At 43.4% G+C, this 23,191-nt stretch carries 18 protein-coding genes; 5 read left to right on the top strand and 13 right to left on the bottom strand.

All coding sequences use genetic code 11. From position 1 onward, the window contains the following. The first annotated feature begins 23 nt into the window (after positions 1-23). Positions 24-2,054: an HD family phosphohydrolase gene (locus NQ542_RS10115; RefSeq protein ID WP_005636727.1), complete on the top strand. Its 2,031-nt coding sequence runs from the start codon at positions 24-26 to the stop codon at positions 2,052-2,054. On the opposite strand, the gene NQ542_RS10120 is transcribed toward NQ542_RS10115, so the two are convergent. From NQ542_RS10120 to NQ542_RS10130, 3 genes are all read right to left on the bottom strand, one after another. Next, entirely contained in the window at positions 2,029-2,538 is a 510-nt protein-coding gene (locus NQ542_RS10120; RefSeq protein ID WP_005636733.1) for a low molecular weight protein-tyrosine-phosphatase, read from the bottom strand. The genes NQ542_RS10115 and NQ542_RS10120 overlap by 26 nt on opposite strands. 77 nt (positions 2,539-2,615) lie before the next feature. Further along, positions 2,616-5,078 carry a replication restart helicase PriA gene (gene priA, locus NQ542_RS10125; RefSeq protein WP_005636736.1) on the bottom strand — a complete coding sequence of 821 codons (2,463 nt, stop codon included), beginning with the start codon at positions 5,076-5,078 and terminating at the stop codon, positions 2,616-2,618. Between the two features lie 113 nt (positions 5,079-5,191). Further along, positions 5,192-5,779, bottom strand: coding sequence for a porin family protein (locus NQ542_RS10130; RefSeq protein WP_005636741.1), 588 nt, complete (start codon positions 5,777-5,779; stop codon positions 5,192-5,194). Between the two features lie 484 nt (positions 5,780-6,263). Between NQ542_RS10130 and NQ542_RS10135 the strand changes: the two genes are divergently transcribed. Then, a complete protein-coding gene (locus tag NQ542_RS10135) occupies positions 6,264-7,607 on the top strand; it encodes an AAA family ATPase (protein WP_005636744.1) in 1,344 nt (447 codons plus the stop codon). Positions 7,608-7,816: 209 nt separating this feature from the next. Beyond that, a complete protein-coding gene (locus NQ542_RS10140; protein WP_005650368.1) occupies positions 7,817-9,037 on the top strand; it encodes an IS256 family transposase in 1,221 nt (406 codons plus the stop codon). 2,698 nt (positions 9,038-11,735) lie between these two features. On the opposite strand, the gene NQ542_RS10145 is transcribed toward NQ542_RS10140, so the two are convergent. From NQ542_RS10145 to mobA, 7 genes are all read right to left on the bottom strand, one after another. Beyond that, positions 11,736-13,058, bottom strand: coding sequence for a sigma-54-dependent transcriptional regulator (locus NQ542_RS10145; protein ID WP_005636754.1), 1,323 nt, complete (start codon positions 13,056-13,058; stop codon positions 11,736-11,738). After that, on the bottom strand, positions 13,051-15,360 hold the full coding sequence (locus NQ542_RS10150) for a hybrid sensor histidine kinase/response regulator (RefSeq protein WP_005636755.1): 2,310 nt from the start codon (positions 15,358-15,360) through the stop codon (positions 13,051-13,053). The genes NQ542_RS10145 and NQ542_RS10150 overlap by 8 nt, the downstream gene beginning before the upstream one ends. Further along, positions 15,357-15,983 carry a CatB-related O-acetyltransferase gene (locus NQ542_RS10155; RefSeq protein ID WP_005636756.1) on the bottom strand — a complete coding sequence of 209 codons (627 nt, stop codon included), beginning with the start codon at positions 15,981-15,983 and terminating at the stop codon, positions 15,357-15,359. The genes NQ542_RS10150 and NQ542_RS10155 overlap by 4 nt, the downstream gene beginning before the upstream one ends. 12 nt (positions 15,984-15,995) lie before the next feature. Then, positions 15,996-17,285: an MATE family efflux transporter gene (locus NQ542_RS10160; protein ID WP_172676538.1), complete on the bottom strand. Its 1,290-nt coding sequence runs from the start codon at positions 17,283-17,285 to the stop codon at positions 15,996-15,998. A 250-nt stretch (positions 17,286-17,535) separates the two neighbouring features. Beyond that, a complete protein-coding gene (locus tag NQ542_RS10165; RefSeq protein ID WP_005636760.1) occupies positions 17,536-18,156 on the bottom strand; it encodes a CatA-like O-acetyltransferase, family 2 in 621 nt (206 codons plus the stop codon). A gap of 80 nt (positions 18,157-18,236) precedes the next feature. Beyond that, the gene (locus tag NQ542_RS10170; RefSeq protein WP_005636762.1) at positions 18,237-19,058 is read right to left on the bottom strand and encodes a helix-turn-helix domain-containing protein; all 822 of its coding nucleotides are present in this window, start codon (positions 19,056-19,058) and stop codon (positions 18,237-18,239) included. A gap of 252 nt (positions 19,059-19,310) precedes the next feature. Next, positions 19,311-19,733, bottom strand: a complete 423-nt coding sequence (mobA, locus tag NQ542_RS10175) for a conjugal transfer protein MobA (RefSeq protein ID WP_005636763.1) — start codon at positions 19,731-19,733, stop codon at positions 19,311-19,313. 790 nt (positions 19,734-20,523) lie between these two features. On the opposite strand from mobA, the gene NQ542_RS10180 reads away from it, so the two are divergent. Together NQ542_RS10180 and NQ542_RS10185 are read left to right on the top strand one after the other, a co-directional pair. Beyond that, positions 20,524-20,835, top strand: a complete 312-nt coding sequence (locus NQ542_RS10180; RefSeq protein WP_039849936.1) for a helix-turn-helix domain-containing protein — start codon at positions 20,524-20,526, stop codon at positions 20,833-20,835. 53 nt (positions 20,836-20,888) lie between these two features. Beyond that, positions 20,889-21,194, top strand: coding sequence for a helix-turn-helix domain-containing protein (locus NQ542_RS10185; RefSeq protein ID WP_005636771.1), 306 nt, complete (start codon positions 20,889-20,891; stop codon positions 21,192-21,194). A gap of 150 nt (positions 21,195-21,344) precedes the next feature. Here the strand turns inward: NQ542_RS10185 and NQ542_RS10190 are convergent, their stop codons facing one another. From NQ542_RS10190 to NQ542_RS10200, 3 genes are read right to left on the bottom strand one after another with little or no spacing between them, the layout of a single operon-like run. Then, the gene (locus tag NQ542_RS10190; protein WP_167454922.1) at positions 21,345-21,569 is read right to left on the bottom strand and encodes a hypothetical protein; all 225 of its coding nucleotides are present in this window, start codon (positions 21,567-21,569) and stop codon (positions 21,345-21,347) included. Next, complete coding sequence (locus tag NQ542_RS10195; protein ID WP_005636776.1) at positions 21,538-21,912, bottom strand: hypothetical protein; 375 nt, start codon at positions 21,910-21,912, stop codon at positions 21,538-21,540. The genes NQ542_RS10190 and NQ542_RS10195 overlap by 32 nt, the downstream gene beginning before the upstream one ends. Before the next feature lie 2 nt (positions 21,913-21,914). Further along, positions 21,915-23,150, bottom strand: coding sequence for a site-specific integrase (locus NQ542_RS10200; RefSeq protein WP_005636778.1), 1,236 nt, complete (start codon positions 23,148-23,150; stop codon positions 21,915-21,917). Between the last annotated feature and the right edge of the window lie 41 nt (positions 23,151-23,191).

A 23,191-nucleotide genomic window follows, 5' to 3' on the forward strand; every position in this document is an offset into this window, starting at 1 on the left:
TTCAATACATAAAACAGAACATTATGAAAGCAAATAACTATAGCATACATCCGAGTGTCTATTTTATTGTGGCGGCCTTGTTGATCGCTTACTTCTTTCCGAGGGAAGGAAAATTCCGTTACCAATTCTATGAAGGAAAACCTTGGCGGTACGGGTTGCTTACCGCTCCGAGCGACTTCCCGATCTACAAGACTGATGCGGAAGTACAGGCCGAACGCGACAGCGCTCTCAAAAAGTTCGAGCCTTATTACCGACTGGATACCACAATCGAATCTGAAGAGATAGACAAACTACGCGCCGACTATCAGGGCACGCTGAGGAACCGGGCGACTCCGGCCTATATGCAGTATATCGAAAACAGCTTGCAAAAGCTATACCGGGATGGTATCATTTCTACCCAGGACATGGATGAACTCAAGAAGGAGGAATATCCCCGCATCAACCTGCTCGCGAGCAGCGTAGCGCACCCCCATTACAGTAGCGATTTTTTTACAGTCAAGACGGCGTATGAGTTTATCATCAACAATTGCCCCTCTTATCTGGACAAGTCGGTATTGCAATCTTGCGATATCAACAATTATTTGGTGGAAAATATCACATACGACAAGACGATGTCGGAAAAAGTCAGGGAAGATATCCTGAACAGCATCCCGCTGGCCAACGGCATGATACAGGCAGGAGAACGTATCGTCGACCGGGGCGAAATCATCGACAACCATACTTACAATGTGCTCCGTTCCCTTAAGATCGTACACGAGACCAAGTCCGGAGGAGCCCAACGGCAAGGTATCATCATGGGAGGCCAGTTCGTGCTGGTATTCGGTATTCTCTTCTGCTTCTGGCTGTACCTGTGGTCTTTCCGGTTGAAAATCCTGCATAACAGGAGGAATGCGCTTTTCCTCGTACTATGCGTATTCGTGAGCTGCATACTAACAGAGCTTTGCGTGACGTACGGGTTGTTCAATGTCTATATCCTCCCGTTCGCTATCGTGCCGATTGTCGTGCGCACGTTCTTCGACTCGCGCACGGCGCTGTTCACACACCTGATCATCGTGCTGATCTGCTCACTAATGGTGCCTTTCCCACACGAATTCCTGTTGCTACAGGTGATTGCCGGCATGGTCGTGACATTCAGCTTGAGGGATTTATACGAACGTTCCCAACTGATCCGCTGCGCTTTCTTCATCTTCATGTCCTATGCGCTCTGCTACATCAGCCTGTCCATCTACCAGGAAGCGGACTTCAAGAAGATCAACTGGATGATGATGCTCTATTTCGGCATCAATTTTATCCTGCTGATGTTTACTTACATATTAGTCTATATGCTGGAAAAGACATTCGGTTATGTGTCCAGCATTACGTTGGTCGAACTCTCCAACATCAATACGCCGATCCTAAAAAAGCTGTCCGAAATATCTCCGGGAACCTTCCAACATTCTTTGCAGATGTCGATCTTAGCGTCGGAAGCGGCTGCCGCTATCGGAGCAAACGCGCAGCTCGTACGTACAGGAGCCATGTATCATGATATCGGTAAGATGGCGAATCCGGCATTCTTTACCGAAAACCAAAGCAGTATCAATCCGCACAGCCAGCTATCGTTCGACCAAAGCGCGAAAATCATTATCAATCATGTGAACGACGGTGTCAAGATCGCAGAAAAAGCAATGTTGCCAAAAGCCATCATCGATTTTATCCGTACCCATCACGGACGCGGAAAAGCCAAATACTTCTATAACTCTTTCAAAAACCAGTATCCCGACCGCGAAATAGACGAAGAGGCTTTCACCTATCCGGGGCCGAACCCGTTCTCGAAAGAGACTGCCGTCCTGATGATGGCTGATTCCGTAGAAGCGGCCTCCCGTAGCCTGAAAGAACACACGGAAGAAAACATTCGTGCCTTAGTCGACAAGATCATAGACGGACAGATTGCCGACGGACTGATGCGTAATGCCCCGCTGACGTTCAAGGATGTGGAAACGGTTAAGAATGTCTTTGTGGAAAAACTGAAGATCATGTACCATACACGAATCAGTTATCCGGATTTGAAGAAATAAACTGTACAAGCTCATCCAGTAGCCCAGCGCAAGCATCCTCCAGCAGATCAAGGACCAGCTCGAAACCTTCCGCTCCACTATAGTACGGATCGGGGACATGGTCATACAGCTTGTTCTGGGAATATTCCGTCATCTGATGTATCTTTTCCACGGATTCCAAATCCGGGGCTTTCCGTTTCAGATCGTCTATGTTACGGTTGTCCATTCCGATAATCAGGTCGAAGTCGAAAAAGTCTTCCGTACATACCGGACGGGAGACCGAATCTAACTTATATCCCCTACGGGCCGCATGCGAGCGCATACGCGGATCGGCTTTTTCTCCTGCGTGATACCCAATAATACCGGCAGAATCGATCTTGATCCGGCCATCCAGTCCCGCATCCTGAACCAACTTCTTCATCACGGCCTCAGCCGACGGTGACCGGCAAATATTTCCCAGACACACAAACAATATCTTATATTCTCCTTTCTTCTCTTCCATCATTCTTAATTTACAATTTACACCGGGGGATTAATCCCCCGGCTATTGACTCGGGATTAATTTCTCCTGACAACCGACTCTCAAGCCGGATCTACATCATAGTGCACGATCAACTGCTTAAACGGCAAGTAGCGTTGCATTTCAGTGTGTACCGATTCCAGTATCTCACGTACCGGAGCAATCGCGGCGGCAATCTCTATCTTTAAAACGATTTTCCGGATATGGAGAGTTTGCACACGGGTTATCGGCGGAGTGACCGGACCCAGCACGCGTTCGCCCAAACGACGGCGCAGGTTCTCGGCATACAAAACAGATAGTTCCTGCAGGATCGAATCATTCCGGCTACGCAAGACTATCACTATCAAACGATAGTAAGGCGGATAACGGAACATGCTCCGCTCACCCAATTGAAGACGTACCATTTCCTTATAGGCGAAACGTTCTACCATCCTGATTAGCGGATGGTCAGGCTGAGAAGTTTGCAGGACAACCGTTCCCCGCTTATCCCGTCTTCCGGCACGGCCGCTCACCTGTACCATCAACTGGAAGGCGCGCTCATGGGCACGGAAATCCGGGAAGTTCATCAGGCTATCGGCATTCAGGATACCGACCACACTGACGTTCCCGAAATCCAGACCTTTCGAGAGCATCTGAGTTCCGATCAATATCTGTGTCTTACCTTTCTCAAAGTCCGCGATGATCCGCTCATAGGCCGCACGGGTGCGGGCGGTATCGAAATCCAGACGCTCGACCTTGGCGGAAGGGAAGAGAGTAGCAATCTCTTCCTCCACCATCTCAGTCCCGAACCCCATCGTACGAAGTTCCGGGCTCTGGCATTCCGGGCAGTGATGAGGCAACTGGATTTTATATCCGCAATAGTGGCATACCAACTCATTACGAAACTTATGGTATGTCAGGCTGACATCGCAATTGACACAATGGGGAACCCAACCGCACTCCTTGCACTCGATCACCGGAGCGAATCCCCGGCGGTTCTGGAACAGGATCACTTGCTCTCCCTTTCCTAACGCCTCGCTCAACTTTTCTACCAAGACCGGCGAAAAAAGCGTGTCTTTCATTATCTTCTTACGCCTCAACTCCTTGATATCGACCGTCAGTATTTCCGGCATCAGCCGGTCGCCATAACGGGTAGTCAGTTCCACCAGGCCATATTTGCCGATAGTGGCATTAAAATAAGAATCAATGGAAGGGGTAGCGGAGCCCAACAATGTTTTCGCCCCATGCATACCGGCTAACACCAAGGCTGCATTGCGAGCATGATAACGCGGAGCCGGGTCCTGCTGCTTATAGGTATTCTCATGCTCCTCGTCTATAATAATCAGACCTAGATCCTTGAATGGCAAAAACAAAGAGGAACGAACGCCTAACACTAGCATCGGCTCGCCCGTATGCAGCAAACGGTTCCAGACTTCCACCCGTTCGTTATCAGAAAATTTGGAATGATAAACCAGCAACTTGTCGCCGAACAACTTGGCCAGCCGTTCCGTGATCTGGGTGGTGATGGCAATCTCAGGCAGCATATACAAAACCTGGCGTCCCATCTTCAGCACCTCATCGATCAGCCACACATAGACTTCCGTCTTTCCACTGGAAGTAACACCGTGCAAGAGACAGACTTCTTTCTCCCGGAAAATATCATGTATTTCCCCGTAAGCCTTCCTCTGCGCCTCACTTAAAGGGTTCAAGGGCTGTAAACGGCAAACCGGAACCTGCAACCTTCCTACCTCTTTTTCATAACTTTCCAGCACACCTCGCTTCAGCACACCGTCCAATATGGCTGGAGAACAACCGCAGTTCTCCAACAATTCCTTCTTCGACAATTCGCGTACCAGTGCCGGATTAAGCGCATGACTGAGTTCTAGAAAACAGATCAGCAAGTGTTCCTGCTTCTTCGCCCGCTTGAAGTCCGCAAACACGGCCTGTAATTTTTCTTCATCCTTATACACCTCGGCAAGACGAATAAAGGTCTGCATTTTCGGCATAAAGCCCCGTTTCAATTCCTCGCTCACCTCAACCGCACCTTTAGCCATCAGGGAGGCGACAACAGGTACGACATTCCGTAGCCCGGTTTTCTTTTCCAATTCGGAAACCGTCAGTTTCAAAACACCGGTAAAGGCATCCAGCACAGCCTGCTCATTTGGACGCAAGGACCCATCGGCTTCGAAATCTTCATTATAAGTAACAGCCGTTTCACTCTCCAGTTTTAGCCCGGAAGGCAAAGCGGCCTTGTAAACATCTCCTAATTTACACAGATAATAGGATGCGATCCATTTCCAAAAACGAAGTTGCGGACGACGGAGCACAGGCGTGGCATCCAGCAAAGCATAAATCTCCTTTGTCTCGTACTGGCTATCGATCCCACACTCATGCACATCCATGACGATAGCCGTATAATAACGCTTCTTTCCAAAATGGACGATCACTCGGCAACCGGGTATTACCGCTTGTTCCAGATCGGATGGTATGCTATAGGTATAGCTATTCTCCAACGGGAGCGGGAGTATAACGTCTGCGTACTTCATTCTTATTCTTATTTATACGAACAATGTTCATAGCGATGCCAAAAGTAACAAAAAAGGCCGGACTTTAGCAGTCCGGCCTCTGTTTATCTGCTATCAGATATTCTTTATTCTTTTTAGAACAGGATGGCAGCCGTAATCGACCACCCTCGGTTCTTACCGTTTAATTCCAATTTTGATGCACTATAATCATCCGTCAAACCAAGAGCATAATTGAAACCTACCTGCAAATGTTTGATCAGCTCCACACCGGCACCCAGATTCAAACCAGCATTAAAGCTTTTTGCCTTCAACTGGTCTCCGACTGATCCCGGAATATCCCATAACTTATCGCCACCCACACGGAAACCGACATACGGACCAGCCGCCAGATATCCTTTGATAATAGGCAAGCCGAATTTCCATTTCAAGTTAACCGGAACATCTATATAATCGTTCTTTATGTCTTTCTCACTCTTCACACCTATCCCTTTTTGCGAATATAGGATAGCTGCATCAAAACCGACTCCCATTATCGGAGCCATTACCTCCACCATCGGACCAATATTAAATCCAGTCACATTATCCTTTCCGACGAGATCTTTGTTGAAATGGACAGAGGAAATATTCAAACCGCCTTTTATACCGAACTTAATCTGGGATTTCGCAGGTACGGCAATCAACACCATCACCGCCAACAATATAAGCCCAACAATCTTCTTCATACTTTTTTCCTTAATTAGTTAATACGAATTACAAATAAACGCACTTTTCCTATAATAAACAAATATCACCACCTAAGTGTTGCTGCTGTGTAGAATTTTGTGTAGTACCAAAGTAGCATCAATTATCCAAATCCGAAACAAAGCAAAAAATACTAATCGCCTTATTATCAGCAATTAGCATTTTACCAAGTGGTGCCACCAGGAATCGTAATTTGTTTCCAAGTGGCTGAATATCACTAATTTTCAAAAGCTACTCAACTGTAATCTCCTCCGTTTGCTCCACCAGTGACTTGCTGTGTTTTGCTTATCATTACAGCGGATGATTTCGTAACACAAAAGTAATAAACTTAATCGAATTGGCAAATTAGTAACCGAAAAAATACAATACAGAGCCTTTTAAGAATATTTTCTTGAGTTTTTTTCTGTTTGTGTTGCATGGTTGCTCGAAAATGATTATCTTTGCACATATAAAAAAGTATATCTTATGATTGAATCATTAACTGTCACAAACTTTTATTGCTTTAAGGAGCGTACAACAATTCTATTTACGGCGAAAAAAGAGCGTAATAGAATGTTGGATAATAATTTTTGTGGGTTTACGACTCAAAACAAGATAAATATCTTAAAACTAGTATTTTTATTAGGGAATAATGGTGCTGGAAAGAGTAAAATTCTGAGCGCATTTGATGCATTACAGTATCTTATTGCCCAAATTCGTGAACGTAAAGATGAATCTTTACGTTATAGGCCATTTGCTTTTGACGAAGAATGTTTAAACAAGCCATCTGAAATAGAGATAGTATATCATATTAATGATTCACGGTATTTATATAGTATTAAATGGGATAAATATGCTATATATGAGGAGATTTTAGATGAATTACGAACCAAAACTAATATCAATCTATTTCATCGTTGGTATGATAAAGTTAGTGACATCGTAAAAGTTGACTTTACAGATAAAATACAAGTTAGTGATAATGAGAATTATATTATCAGCAGTTCGTTATTGAAAAATAATTCAGTATTTAGTACTATTATTAAAACGAATATTTCTCATGCGTTGCTAAATTCACATTTGTTATTTTTTATGGAAGGTTTTGAAATTGTTGATTTAGAAGATGTTGATTTAAATGAAGAACTTCCTGATGATAAAACAGAAAATAGCAAACAATTAAAAAATGTCATTTGTTCGTTTTTAAAATCTGTAGATACTAATATAATGTCATATGAGAAATTGAAAATTGATGTAGAGTATCCTGCTGAGTTATTGCAAAAACTAAAGTCATTGTCGGACAAACAAGAAGCAGAGTTAAGAATGCTGTTTAGGATGGATGAGGAAAAACACATTGTGAATACGTTTCATCGTTTGGATAAAAAAACAGGAAATAGAAGAGGGCGTTTGCCGCTATCAGAACAATCTGATGGCACTAAGGAGATACTTCGATTTTTAATTGTATTAGATGAGGCTATTAGAAAAGAGAAAACGATAATTTTAGATGATTATAGTAGTGGAGTTCAAAGAAATACGTTGAATCAGCTACTGAAATTTTTTTTAGGGGCGGCACAAAATGCTCAACTAATAATATCAACTCAAGATTATAGTTTATTGGATTTTGATATTATAAGAAGAGATTCTATCCGTTTTTTGGTAAAGGATGACATTGCTTCTGCTCATGTTCAATCTATTAATTTATCATTACTGCATAAGAATTCTAGTTTACATCATTATGTAAGCAAAATGAATGTATACGAGCAGTTACCCAAAATGGATGAAGCATTATTTGAAGAACTGTTGAGAATGTACAAAATTATTGCTATGAGATAGTTGGGTATCGTCATTCGGTAAATCCATATGTTAATCAAAAAAGCGAAATCAATTTGTAATCAATAAAAACTAATAACACCTTAAAGGTCTGTTTGGAAGCAAGTTCTCGATATGTGGCACTATAAAATATTTTGTGTAAATGGAAAATACGGGATTCAAGTTTGAGTCTCGTATTTTTTATTTTATAGATTTGCAAAATGAAGAAGATTATGAAAGAAAAGAATCAAGTAGTGCCCGATGAGGTGTTAAGCAAGGAGTTCCTTAGCCAGTTCAAGACAGAAGCGGATGTGAGCAAGTTTCTGAAACAGTTGCATGCCCAGGTGCTGGAGAAGATGCTTGAAGGCGAAATGGATGCCCATTTGGGCTATGAAAAGAATTCTGTGACAGGGAACAATACCGGCAACTCCCGGAATGGCAGTTATCCGAAGAAAATCCAGACCGAACATGGAGAGTCTGTCATTTCTATTCCACGTGACCGTAACGGCCAGTTTGAGCCGATAGCAGTGCCCAAACATGAAAGTCGTGGACTTTCTATAGAAAAGCTCGTTATCTCCCTATACGCCAAAGGAATGAGCGTTTCTGACATAGAGGAAGAGATGCGTGAGATTTATGAAATAGAGCTCTCTACATCGGCCATTTCCATCATTACCAACAAAGTCAATCAGGCTGCCCAGGAGTGGCAGAACCGTCCCCTTGATCCTGTTTGCCTGATAGTCTGGATGGACGGTATTGTCTTCAAGGTACGGGATAACGGCAAGATCATAAACAAGACCGTTTACCTTTGCGTCGGACTGAAACAGAACGGCCTGAAGGAAGTTCTTGGCATGTGGGTTGGCAAATCGGAAAGCTCTTCTTTCTGGATGGGTGTCCTGACCGACTTAAAAGCCCGTGGAGTGCAGGATATACTGATTACCTGTACCGACAATCTGAATGGATTTACGGATACTATCCGCAGTGTATTCCCTCAGTCATCCACTCAAGTCTGTGTGGTACATCAGATCAGAAATTCCTGTAAATATGTCGTTTATAAGGATAAGAAAGAGTTTACAGCGGATATGAAGAATATCTATAATGCACCCAACAAAGAGGTTGCAGCCACAGAACTTGACAATCTGGAAAAGAAATGGGGAGGAAAGTATCCTTATGCTATACTTTCATGGAGAAACAACTGGGATGATTTGACTGTTTTCTTCCAATTCCCGCTGGAAATCAGAAAAATAATCTGCACAACCAATCTCATTGAGAACCTGAATGGAAAAATCAGAAAGTACACGAAATCAAAACTTTCATTTCCTTCGGACGATGCTGTAAAAAAGACCGTATATCTTTCGCTTATGGAGATTGAAAAGAAATGGACAATGCCTATTTCAAACTGGGGCTTGATTATGAATCAATTTATGCTTATGTTTGAAAACAGAATCCAGATATAAGAACAAACTTACAACTGAATCCTGTTTTCATTTACACAAAATTCTGGACAGTGTCCGATATGTTTTTTCTACTTTTGTTTTCTGATTTCGAAAACTATCTTTCGTACGCACTGTTCGGTATACAGCGATTTCTATTTTGAGGTAGTAGTCAATTAGTTCCACAAACTAATCCTACGCAACTTGTCATTAGAAGCAATTGACTGTGTGTTGCATGCCAATAACCAAGGGAGTGTTTCTCTCCGATGTGCTTACCAGTCAAGAACACTGCGTTTCTTTAGAAGCGTAACTTTTGCCTTGACTTTCTTCCATGCATTTCCAAATGCACATACATATCCAGTGCCTTAACCATTCGTTTGCATCAATACCGAGACGTTTTATCTATGTAAGATATAATATTCAGTCTATACTCTTATATAATGAGCTTCTACTTCCTAATTTCGTACCCCATTACAGACTTGGTAACTCTTAGAGTTTGGCTTTCATCTTAATTAAAGATGTATACTCGGAAGGCATTCTCTCCTCATTACATAAAAAGGATATTCCAAGAACTCTACTTTTCTTACATACGATACAACAATCTTTTTACGGTTCACTTTAAGGAAGAGTTTGCTTTCTATGAACCGAGTTATTGACTCCTTTACACATTGGACACTACGTTTGGATTTACTGAATATCAGCGCAGCGTTTGCTTAATAAGTAATAGGATGTTCACATCTTTCAGGTTCCTATCCAGTTCATTGGTATGATATTCCCCAGTAGAGGACTTAAAGAACCTCTTGGGGGACTCTCTTGGGTGCTCATTTCGAACAATTCTTCGTTTATTATGTCACTACGCAGATATTTGTGTATCAGATTTATTACACCTTTCCATATTTTACGCCGCGACTGAGTATTTTTATTAGTTTACTATGACTTACCATGTCAAAGAAGCGTTCGAGGTCGAAGTCAACTACGTACTTATCTTCATCCACTATCTTTTGTGTTCTCCGCAGGGCATCACGTCCCCCCCCTCTTTTTTTGGGGGGGGGATAACCGTAATTTGTTTTAGGAAACTGACGCTTGTATAGTGGGGACAATATTTGATTTAAAGTTTGTTACACAAGTCGGTCTATTACAATCTAGGTGTTCTGAAGGCGTTTCTTGCTATCATCCTTAAGGTTTTCTACTCTAAAACCGGGTAGGAACAATAAGTACCGGGCTGCAAGGAACATATTAACTCGTTTTTATTTATCAGGAGGTCTTTTCTTATTTTGTGTTTTTCTGTGTTGTTTATTGTAGGGAAATTCAGTAATTAATAGGGCCGAAAGGGTGAATACATGATAATATATTGTCTGTAGTTGAGTTTTTTTCGGTAAACTATTTGTGATATTGAAAAAAAGTCATATATTTGCAAACGAAAACATCTTCCAAGGGGGGGGAGTCTTGGAAGATGTTTATACCAAGTTCTACTTGGAGGATACTTATCCTTTAAATAAGTGGCCAAGTATGGCTGGTCAGGTGCCTACAAATATTCACTAAATCATATATAATATGACAGCAAAAACAGGAGAAAAATGTCCAGTAAGTGGTGTTTGGAAAGTTGATGGCTTTCCTACAACGACGGCACCTATTGCGAAAGGCAACACAATGCCTCCCTACTGTGGTAAAGCGGTAACTTGGAGACTAATCCAATACGCTTAATTTTTAATGATGAAAGTTTTGGCAGGTATGTCAAACCTGCTAGAACTTTCAAATCATCAAAACAATTAATGTTGTTATCGTTATATAGCAAAGCGATAACCAACAAGGCGAATTATTATCCCTGAAGAACGATGGCTATAGGTAATGAGTATAACATTAATAGGCTGCAAAAGTAATAATTCGTTTAAAAGTATGCAAGTAATATTGTAAAAAAGCCGAGCCGTCACTTTATTTTAATGATTATGGGCATAAAACCTGGTCCTAAAAGAATTGCCGTGTCAACAGGTAAACCAGACAGAAGGCAAAGGGATAATAAGAAGACTCCTGGCAATACGCCATCTCTTAAACCTCACAATCACAAAAAAGGTGATTAAAAAATGGCGTTCAATTTAAAGTGAACGCTAAAATTATACTATTGTGATTTACTATTTTTATATTTTGTAATGAATAAGAGAGAGGAGTCCTTTTTTTAGGAATTTGCCTCTGCTACAGTTATCTGAGCAGGGGTAAATCTTTCTATTTAGCATTATGACATTCTCTATCATAGCTTTATTCTTGATAAAATGATATTATATTATTTTGTCATTGATTCAATGAATGAAATCTCTTCATCTGATAGTTTGTATTTAGCATAGAGTTGTGTATCTATCTCAGAAATACTTTTGCTCCAATCAATATAAGATTCATCTGTAAAGTTTTGTAATGGAACAAAACGAAAAACGTCTTGTGACACTTGCATTGTTCCTCTTCCAAAAAACAAGAGTATTCTGAAAAAATTGGATTTAATATATTTGTTTACATTTTGCTGTTTCACATTTGTTGCACTAACTAATGTATGATTGATATCAATAAATTACAAGCTAATAATAGAGATATAGGTAATGGTTTAGAAACCACCTGTCTTCATCATTTTGCATGATTCCCAATCATTTCAAACAGCTCAATACGAAGATAATATTATTTTGAGAATTAACCAAATTCTGATAATCAAAATCATACAAATCCAGTGAATTACTGGCTATGGTTGCTGAAATTTATACTTCAATCCATATTCTTCCAGTTTGTTGTACAGCGTCGTGCGTCCTATCCCGAGCAGTTCGGCGGCAACCTTGCGGTTCCCGTTCGCCTGCTTCAACGCGCGTAAGATACGCTCCTTGTCTTCCGCATCGCTGCGCAGGGCGAAGCTGACGGGTGAGGTCGCCCTCGTCACGGCAAGTTCCAGATGCTCTTTCGTGACAAGACCCGTCTGTGCCTGCAACACCGCGCCCATGATTTTCTGACGAAGCTCGCGGACATTGCCCGGCCACGCATGGGTCAGCAATGTCTTTCGGGCTTCTCCGTCAAAGCCGATGACATCGCATTCCAGTTCCTGATTTGCATTTTCACGGAAGAACTCAGCCAAAGGCATGACGTCCTCCTGACAGTCGCGCAACAGCGGGACGGTTATCTCGAAGTCATGCAGGCGGTATAATAGATCCTGCCGGAAACGCTTTTCATTGACCGCTTTCTCCAGATCCTCGTTGGTGGCGGCGATGATGCGGACATTGAAACTACGGTCAGTTCTGTCACCTACCGGACGGTATCTCCGTTCCTGTATGGCACGCAGAAGCATCTGCTGGGTTTCCGGTGCGAGGTTGCCCACCTCGTCCAAAAACAGCGTGCCGCCTTCCGCCTCATGGAAATAACCTTTCCTGGCACTGTCCGCACCCGTGAACGCCCCTCTGACGTGTCCGAAGAAAGCCGACGGCGCAAGCTCTTTGGTGAGCGATCCGCAGTCCACAGCAACGAACGGCTTTCCTGCCCGCTTGCCCTTGTCGTGCAGCAGGTGGGCGATATGCTCCTTGCCCGTGCCGTTCTCACCGAATATCAGCACGCTCATGTCGGTTGGTGCTACCAGCCTTATCCGCTTCATGATGGCTTGAAACGCCGAGCCGTCACGCGAGAACAGAGGCATACGGCTTCGTCCGATATTTCGTTCTTTTAATATGGTACGGAACAGGGGGACGAGTTTGTCTTCCACAAGCTGCTTGGGTATGTAGTCCAGCGAGCCGAGTTTCATGCTTTCAACCGCCGTATGCACTTCGGCATAGTCGGTCATAATGACAAAGGGCTGCATCCTGCCCTCCTTGCGCATCCAGCGCAGCAGGTCGATACCGTTGCCGTCGGGCAGGCGCAGGTCGGAAACCACGATGTCACCGTCTGTGGCTTGTTGCAGATATTTCTTCGCTGTCGAGAGGTGGAAAGCCTGCACGGTGCGGAATCCCTCGCGTGCCAGCAGGTTGCAGACAAACTCGCAATACACGATGTTGTCCTCCACCACGATGATTTTTGTCTTATCCATTTTCGTATTTTCTCCTTTCTTCTTTTGCCAGCCGGATGATTTCCGAACCCTTATCCAGTACAGCTTTTACAGCATTGCCAATTGTTTTATCGTCAGGTGTACCATCACAATGAAGCAGTTTATAAAGTTTCCTTAACGGTTGGTCGGTACGGAGTATCTCCCACGAGCTGCGCAGGTGGTGTGTCAGGGCGTCCAGTTCCTGAAGGTCTTTCCGTTGTTCTGCATTCCTGACCGACTGTATTTCCTTTTCAGTTTCCGTTATCAGTTTCTCCAGCATGACGGCTTCATTCCCGTATGACAGCAGGGAGGTGAAATCCGGCTTTTCATTCCGGTTGCCTTTCATGGCGCATTTGTCTGAAACCTCCAACAGTTCCGATATGGAGAACGGTTTGAGCAGGCAACCGGAGAAACCACGTTCCATAAGTTCCTCCTTGCTGCAACTGCCCGAAGCGGTTGTCACGACTACCGGGATAGTCTTTGAATTGCCAACGTTGGAGGTGCGTAGCAGTTCCAACAGCTCGAAACCGTTGATTTCCGGCATGTTCAGATCCGTCAGAAGCAGGCTGTATTCCTTTTTTCGTATCAGTTCCATCAGTTCCGCAGCATCGGTGCAGGTATCGCAATGTATTTCTTCTTGGGCATACATTTCTTTCAACATAAGGAGCAATACCTCGTCATTGTCGATGGCTATCACATCGTGGAATGTACGGTCATGATGAATCCGTGTTTGATTTATCTGTTCCGGCAGTTCTTCGGCTGTCTGCATGGGTATTTCCACCGTAAAACGGCTACCTTTGCCTTTCTCGCTCTCCAGCCATATCGTGCCGCCGAGCATTGTCACGATACGCTGAACGATGGAAAGTCCCAGTCCGAATCCGTCTTTTGCAGCGGCGTTTGCCAGACGCTCAAACGCGCTGAACACCCGTTGCTGTTCCTCTTCGGTCATACCTGTGCCCGTATCTTCGACGATAAGTTTCAGGACACCGTTATCGTAGTCTGTTGTCAGAGAAACGCCACCGTTCTCCGTGAACTTGATGGCGTTTGACAGCAGGTTATTGCCGATTTGCAGGATACGTTCCTTGTCGGTCAGGACGACTGTATCCGTTTGATTGGTTATGGCAAGAGCCAGCCCCTTGTTCATGGCGATGGGCGTAAACTCCGTTTCAAGAATGTGCGTGATTGCCGAAATCCGGCAAGGAGAAATATTCGGCTGCTCCTTGCCGTTATCCAAGCAGAAGAAACTCAGCAGGGTGTTGAGCATTTCGCGCATACGGTCGGAGGATTGCCGGATATTACAGATATAACGCCCGATTCGTTCTATGTCATTCTCTTTTTCCACCATTCCGGCATAACCCGTTATCGCTGTCAGCGGCGTGCGCAGTTCATGCGTGATAGTATGTACCGCTTTCTTGCGGGAGGCTATCAGTGCCTCGTTTTTCTCTACCGCTTGTTGTAGCTGTTTGATTAAATTTGTCGTTTCCCGTTTGTACCGCTTGATACGGTTAGTATTTCGGTGAATTATGATATATGAAATGATTAATAGAAGAAGAACGAACCCTGTCAAGCCGCCGATTTGTATAAATGATTGCTCACGCATTGCGGCTATCTCTGTTTCTCGCTTTTGAAGGTCGGCTTGTACTTTCCTGTCTATTTGGCAAATCAAACCTTGTAACAGACGGTTAAGTTCTGCATTCCGTGCAGCAAGGCTGTCGGTGTGTTCCGACAGACGGCGGCTTTGCGCCCGTTGCTCGGCTATCATGTTCCGGTTGAGGGAACGGAGCATTGTTGTGGTCACGGTTGGCTTTGGCTTTTCTTTCTTGCCGAATATGCCGAGAAATCCTTTCCGCTTCGGTTTTTGCGGCTGTTCCTGTACACTTTTCTGTACGATTATGGGTACTTGACGAGTGATCTTATCATTGGTGGCTTGTTGCTGTTCAAATACCTGCACGATTTGACGCATTTGTCGTTCCTTATCTTCAAGAAGATGGCGTACACTGTCTATGCGCTCTGTCGGATAAATCGTTTTGAAACGGCATAGCATACTGTCCATTGCCATTCGTTGATAATGGTAATGTTCCAAATCTGCATATTCCCATTCCAATACTGTCTCGCCCGATAAAGAAAGTTCAATAAGAAGAACAAATATTTTGTGCGATTCTTGGCGAAAAGTATCTATATGACGATTTTGAACTTCCAATTTCTCTAAATCGCACCATTCTTTATACCAAATATACATTATGCCGATAACCAATAATGCCATCAGCAAATAGCCGAGTGAAATTAGATTCTTGATTGATTTCATACTGCCTGTAATTTATCCCAACGTCCATCTTTCAGATAAGGCAAAAATTCCCGTATCTTATCTACCGACCAGTTCCACCATTTCAAAGTCTGCATCTGTTCTATTATATCAGAACTGAACCGCTTTCGTATCTCCTTTGCGGGGATACCACCTACAATGGTATAGGGCGGAACATCTTTCGTCACAACCGCCCTTGTACCAACAATAGCCCCGTCACCGATATGGACACCAGCCATAATAACGGCTTCATAGCCTATCCATACATCATTGCCTATTACGATGTCGCCTTTGTTGTCCCAAGCGGAAGCCACATTTGCCTTATCCAATTCCCAATCTTCATAAAACAGCGGGAACGTGTAAGTCGATAGTGATTTCAGGGTATGGTTGGCACAGTTGAACAGAAATTTTGCTCCACAAGCAATAGAACAGAACTTTCCAATTATCAGCCGTTCGTGGTTAATGGGATAATGATACAATACGTTGTTTTGCTCAAACAGACACGGGTCTGAAATAAAGTCATTGTAAATGGTATAGTCGCCTATTTCGATAGACGGGTCTTTTACGACAGCATTCAAATAAACGGTTTGCGTGTCACCCTTGCGGGGATATATCTTGTTCATCATAATTTTCAGTTCTTAGTATTGTTTATATTTAAGATAAATGACGGCTTGTGTACCAAGCAGCATTACGTATAAGTATTCCACTGCCCAATATGCCGCTAATGGAGCATCACAAAAATCTAATCCCCATAAGCAGAACAGATAAGCAATAGTAGTTATCACCTGAAAAATGAATACCGTCCGAGTCGCTCCCGTTCCTGTTGTAGCATTCAGATAGACGTAACCGGGTAGTGCAAAGAAGTAATTCAATAGCATGACAAGAAAAGGCGGCCATGCAAGCTGTATGATAGCGGGATTTTCCGTATAAGCCCCTATAATGTGCTGGTGAAAGAACAACGCAAAAACAATCAATGGAATGCCTATTGCATATCCTAAACGGATAATCTTATGGCAAAGCGGAAAAACTTGTTTCTTTTCACCTGCTCCAATCAGGTTACTCACCAAAGAACCGGTGACACCAGCCAACGCATTGACGATAACGGAAAACAGTGCGGAAACACTTCTTACAATGTTCGATACAGCCAATTCTGTTTCTCCCAAACGTTCGATAGCCACGAAGAACAGAAACCAAATGGCTACACTTGTAAAGAACTGGAGCATACTCCATACCGAGATAGAAAATACCTCTTTCAATATAGTTATATCAATATGCCAGTATAAGCCATATGCTTTTTTATCAATGTGCCGAAACATATATGCAGCCAATACAGCCAGCGAACACATTTCGGCAAATGAAGATGCGATAGCCACTCCCGATATACCCATGTCTAAGCCGAATATCAGGAGCCAGTTCATCGGAATGTTCATCAGTACGGCAGTGAAAGCTGCCATGTTCAGAGCTTTTGTCTGTGTGATGCCTACCAAAAACGAGCGTAACGCAAGGAACGGGAAAGAGAACAACAATCCCCAAATACGCCAATCCAAATAGCGGATAACCGCATTATAAACATCATCCGAAGTTATCAGATGTTTCAACAGAACGGGAGAAAATATCTTGGATAGCAGACAGAGGAGTACCGCCAGTATTAGCAAGAAAAACAATCCCTGAAAGAACGTTTTTCCCGTTTCCGCATACTGCTGTTCTCCGTTACGGCGGGCAATTACCACTTGCAACCCTAAACTGAACCCGAAGCCAAGCATATAAATTGCCAAGAACCATATTCCGGCAAGGGCAGATGCGCCCAGTTCCACATCACCCACATGCCCTAAAAACAAAGCATCGGTAATATTTATCAGTTGTTCGATAAGGATGCTCATCATTACAGGAAAAGCGATGAGCCAGATTTTCTTATAGGTATAATTCATTTGTTCAAACCAATATGATACAATACATCCTGCCGCTTTAAGCAGCACGACAATCTTATAGATTTATAATAAGGGATAATGACAAAACAATGACAGGCAAACTTAAAAACATAAGCCTGTCTATTGCTGAATAGCAATAATTGGAAGTGCTATTCGTTGAGCGTAGCTATATGCACAACTGCCATTTCATATTGTTGAACAACTATTTATTTTTCTGTTAGTTCTGCAAAGATAGCGTTTTTCCCTGAACTTATATTCTCAATTTATCAATTTCTTTCTGAACCCCGTCTAAAAAGCGGGAAGCGTGCGCCCCGTCCATTTGCGTGTGGTGGAACTGGAAAGAAACGGTAAGTGTCGTTTTCAGCAGGCGGCGCTTGTATTTGCCCCAAATGAGGAACGGATTATTAAAAATGCCGCTATACATCCCGACAGCCCCGTCTATTTCATATTGTGCCAATGCGGAAGTTCCGATAACCATGCTTTCCGTCAAGTCGTGATTGACGCAACTTTCAGCCACTTGTTTGGTAAGTCGCAGATAGTGTTGATTAAATAAAGATAAATCATCGCAGAAAGGAATATCACACGAACTTACCTCGCCCTTTCTGTTGGCGACAATGGTGTTTACTGCAATGGTGTCGTACTGCATCAGTTTACCGCCAACGGGCAGCATATAAAATTCTTTCACGTCCCTTGCGGCTTTGCCGATACACCAGCACATCAACATATTAAACTTCATGCCCGATTTCCGGCTGATTTTCGCAAGGCGTGACACGTTAAGTGTCTTAAAGAACGTCACCATCGGCATGGGTGCGTTCATCCACATTTCAAAGGCGTATGCCCGGCTGGTTTCTTGGGGATTTACTTCTTTCATACTTAATGCTATTTTCGTTCAATGAATCAGGTAGCAAAAGTAGGAGAAGCGCTTGACCTCGGATAGAACAAACGGGACATTTATACGGGATTGGTGAACAAATCGGAATATGGATTTGATACTTTCAGCAAAGACACGGGCGTATATCCGCAGAATTTCTTGAACTCCCGGATAAAGTGCGACTGATCGGCATAGCCGCTGGCGTATGCTATTTGTGCCTGGTTGATTTCTTTGCCCGCTTGATGCTGCATCTGCGCCAAAGCCTTTTGGAAGCGGACGATACGGGTATATTCCTTGGGATTGATGCCTACAAATGAATGAAACAACCGCTCGAACTGTTTTTTACTTAGGCAGGCAATGGAAGATAATTCGTTTACAGAGATTTGCGGAGTAATATATATTCGCTGTATGGCGGCATCTATCCTTTTAATTCTGTATGTGGTATCAGCTAAATTATCGGCAATTTGTGACAACAGCCATTTTTCTATATAGCTTATGCAAATAGAATTATTCTCACAGTCGAATATTCGTGTAGCCAGTTCATTCAAACTTTTGTTTTCAAGGCTGTAACCGGACACTTCTTGATTGTAAAAGAGCGATGTCGGTATGTTCAGAAACATACTCATGGCGTGAGGGTGGAATACGACCACTATCATTTCTATATTTCCGTCTGCATATAGGTGTGACGAGAAATTAACTTGTCCGCTCACAGTCAGTTTGTCTTGTGTAACATTTAGTTCAGGGATATATAACGGTGCTTGTTTATGGAAAATGATTTGAGAGCAACCGATAGGAAAAGTCAGGGTATTCAAAAACTGGTTACTTTTGAATACCCAATAATATCTCACGTAAGGTTGCAATAGCTTACATGGTCTGTAAAAATCGAATTCTTCTTGAATCATTTTACAAAAATAGCAATTTCGTGTTGGTTACGAAGTAAAAAGAGGTAAATGAAACATAGAAACGACTGTGCATAATGACAAAGTCGTTTCTATGATAAGAATTATATTTTCAATCCTTTCGGTCGATTCCCATCTTTCGCATATAGTTCCGAACGTCCGATGATGATATGCCGGACCCTATGAAATTCTCGGCGTTTCGCGTTATTTCACAGGGTTGTGTATCTACCGTATTTTTTAGGTGTACAATGGAATTTATCCTTTCTGTTGTTCCCACTTGGCATACATCTCCTTTGAAAGTTCCACAATCTCCCGGCTCAGTTTCACAAGATCGATGGTATGTTTCTCCAACTTGTAGAGCAACGCCATCGCCTTCATCTCCGAAAAGTGGATGCGCAACTCTTTAACGACCTGATTGTAGTTCGTAGCGATGCCGCGGAACTGGGCATGAAAGTCGGACAGCTTGGTGTAGTATTCCAACATCACCTTGTCCACCTTCAACACTTTGAATTTCTGTCCGAAGAAATGCGCCTTGAGAAAGACGGCTTTCGCATACACGTTCGATTCCTCGTACATCGTCAGGAACCTGTTCCACTCCACATCATCGAAGCGCACCATCACGCAGTGCGTCTTCGGATTCAACTTGGGATTTCTCCCGTACTTGCTCTTCTTTTTCATTCTTCTTATTCTTTTAATTTTATGGCTTGTCCATTGTTTAATCTTTGATTAAGGAACCCCGAAATTATCCGACTGCGGAGGATAATTCTGCCCACGGCAGTGCTGGGATTTTCAGTTACTCGGAATCATTCGAGTAACTGAAAATATACCTTGCTGTGTCTTTGAGGACACAAGAATCCTCCGCTTGTCGGATTGGAATAATACTTTTCAAACTCCGGATTGCTCCATCTGCGGGACCCTTACCGTTTGGGTGCAAAGTTACGCTCTTAATACAGTATCGGACAGAGGTTTGAATCGGACAATGGCTGCCTATCAGCGCAATATACTGCCACTTGTCGAAATGCAGGTTCAATCATTTTCTTATTCAAGTGGACAATAATTCAAAAAATGAAAAACCGGAATACATGAAAAACGAGAAATTCAAACACTTATCAAAAGGATTTATCGAATACCTGCCAAAACGAGTATTGAAGAAAATAAAACAATGGTTGTCCGGCAATTTGATGATACATTGATTTAATGATTTCATGACGTAATGTTGTCACTCTCCAAACAACCAAAACTTTGTTTCAACACACAACCATATATATTAAATAAGCGGATTATGAAATAGCCAACCTTTCCGTTTGGACGGCATTCATGCGAAAAGAACCGTTTCTGTATAATCTCCCCAGACAATGGCTGCCGTATCGGCGCAACACGCTGCCACTTTTTGAAAATCCATTGCAAGGCAGTAGATTATATATTCCTTTGTAGCAAAAGAAAACAGTAACAATAAAAAGTTATGTATATGGAAATCGTATCAATTGAAAGAAAGACTTTTGAGGCGATGGTCGCCAAGTTCGACTGTTTCGTCAGTCGCATGGATATCATCTGTCAGAGGCACGGAGAGAAGACAATGGGAGAGTGGATGGACAATCAGGACGTTTGCCGAATGCTCAACATCAGCGCACGCACATTGCAGACGCTTCGGGACAATGGGACGCTGGCTTACTCGCAGATAAACCACAAGACCTACTACCGTCCCGATGACGTACAGCGCATTGCTTCCGTTGTGGAGGACAGGCGCAAAGATGCAAAGTTCAAAGGAAGAACTATATAAACTTGATGAAATGAACGAAGTAAAATAACAATACCCACTAAATCCAAAATAACATGAATGAACTGATTAGCAAGGACAACGAGTGGATAATCCACTTCATGGGCAGTCTTGACCGTCTTTTGGACAGCTTCGAGCATCTGACCGCCAATTACCGACTGACACTGAACGGAGAGCGTTTCTTCACCGACAAGGAGGTGTCGGCACGGCTGAAAGTGAGCCGCCGGACACTTCAGGACTACCGCAACGAAGGGCGCATAGCCTATATCCAGTTAGGCGGTAAAATCCTCTACCGTGAATCCGACATTGAAAGGATGCTGGCTGACGGCTACCGCTCCGCTTACCGATTGATGGCAACCTGATTTTCTTGAAGGAGCGCAGTTTGCCGTCTGCCCTGTGATTGTGTTAACAACGGACTTTCGGCAAAAAGAAAAAGGAACGGCTTACGGATGGAGCATTAAAATCCCGCTTCGTCTGTAAGCTGTTCCTCTTTCCTGTCTTCTGATTTCCCATCAGTCGCTTGTTTCCGTTGCCGGATGCTCTTCAAGCGTATGGCAGGCAGTGGCAAGGTTTTCGGGCTGAATACGCTCCGCAGGAGGAAGATTCCGCCCGAAACGGCTCTGCCGCCCAACCTTGCCGCTGCCATCAAGCCATACGCTACCTTTGCATCCGTACATCGGGAACGAGTGGCTGACGGAATGAACCTCAACTATACCATCGGTTGTCGCCTCTGCCACAGGAAACAAACAATGTTATTATAGATGTTGCTTTGGTTGCACTCATTTTATTGATTATACACTGCCTGAACAAAATACTCTCTTTACTGCATATCCTGAATGCAACGGCTATAATCACTTCAATGTTATAGACATCGTAACTGATGCCATCCGGTTGCTTGAGATATTTCATCGTGTCAAATTCGTTCAGTTCTTTGCTCTTGTAAATGGTATGAATCGCCTTGCGGAGATCGCATGAGAACACCCCGAACAGGTCGGCTATCTCGAACTTGGTCATCCACACGGGTGCAGTCGGTATGGTGACTACACCTGTTTCACTGATTGTTATTATTCCTCTATCCATATCTATCGCATAACTTTAGACATTACGTTCTTTACATTATTCATATCGCGCAAAATGGAGGAATCCAACACACGTGCATAGTGCTGCGTCATTTTTATATTGGAATGGCCGAGCATTTTTGCCACATTCTCTATGCTCACACCGTTGGCGAGACATACAGAGGTCGCATACGAGTGCCGGGCTACATGTGTGGTCAAGGTCTTGTTTATCATACATAAGTCTGCGATTTCTTTCAGATAGCTGTTCATCTTCTGATTGCAGGGGACTGGCAGCAGTCTGTTTTTCTTTTGGCAAGCTGGATGTTCCGCATATTTACGGAGAATCTCCAATGGAATATCAAGCAAAGGAATGTTACACATGTTCTTCGTCTTTTGCCGAGGTTTGCGAATCCATAGGTTGCCATTAGAATCCTCCACGATATGTTCCGGTGCCAGTTGTTGTACGTCTATGAATGCTAATCCGGTGAATGCCGCAAAGGTGAAAACATCACGGACAATAGTGATACGCTCTAACGAAAACTCCTTGTGATAGATCGTGAGTAGTTCATCCATTGTCAAGAACTCACGGATAACCTCTTTCTCATGAAACTTGATGCCGATGAACGGATCTTTGGTAATCCATTCGTTAGCAAGCGCAAGATTGGTTATCTTCTTCAAGCACTTCATGTAGCGGATAACCGTATTCTGCTGGCACTCCTTTTCCGTTTTGAGATAGAATTCAAAAGAGCGTACCAGCTCTCCATTGACTTCCGATAATGGCAAATCCTCCTTGCCGTATTTCAGTTTGATAAGTTCTGCAAGATAACGCTTACAACTTTCATAACGGCGGACGGTAATCAGCGCATAGTCCTTTCCGACAAGTTCACGGCATTGGTCGTTATGCTCCTGCATGGTTCCGATAAGTGTACGGATAGCTTCAGAGGCTTTGTCTTGTCCGAAGAACTTTTCTTGCAACAGGCGAGCGGTGATGAATTGCCCTTGTTCTTCCAGTTCATTGAAAGTCTGGTGGAGTTTGATTCTTGCTTCCTCGATATAAGCATTCAAGTCGCAGGATTTACGGCTCTTGCCTTTGGCGCACTCCTTCGCCTGATTCCACAAGGCTGGTTCGATGCTCTTGCGGATATTGTTTTCCACTCGCGCACCGTTCACCGTGATGCGCATACACACGGAGGCTTCTCCGTTTTTCAGCAGTTTGGCTTTCTTGATAAAGAAAAGCACGTTGAATGAGTCTCTTTTCATGTTCCTACAGTTTTTCGTTGTACAAAAGTAGGAAACCATGC

It is taken from the genome of Parabacteroides merdae ATCC 43184, assembly GCF_025151215.1.
Taxonomy (GTDB): domain Bacteria; phylum Bacteroidota; class Bacteroidia; order Bacteroidales; family Tannerellaceae; genus Parabacteroides; species Parabacteroides merdae.